This is a genomic window from Blautia sp. MCC269 (assembly GCF_018785655.1).
In the GTDB taxonomy this organism is placed as follows: Bacteria; Bacillota; Clostridia; order Lachnospirales; family Lachnospiraceae; genus Blautia_A.
Map to the genome: position 1 here is coordinate 1 of NZ_WQQE01000103.1, position 272 is coordinate 272.

A 272-nucleotide genomic window follows, 5' to 3' on the forward strand; every position below is an offset into this window, starting at 1 on the left:
GCACTATATTTGAGATTGAGCCGTGACGATGAATTACAGGGGGAAAGCGGCAGTATCCAGACCCAGCGCATGATGCTTAGACAGTATGCCGCAGAGCATGGGCTGACCGTTGTAGACGAGTACATTGACGACGGATGGAGTGGGACAAATTTCGAGCGTCCAAGTTTCCAAAGGATGATTGATGACATCGAAGACGGGAAAATCAACTGCGTTGTCACAAAGGACTTATCCCGTCTGGGAAGAAACTATATCCTGACCGGTCAGTACACGGA

General features: G+C 49.3%; 1 protein-coding gene. It reads left to right on the top strand.

Annotated features, from left to right (window positions below; all coding sequences use genetic code 11):
* Positions 1-272, top strand: a 272-nt coding sequence (locus tag GPK88_RS19930; protein ID WP_252197810.1) for a recombinase family protein, incomplete at both ends; no start/stop codon positions are given.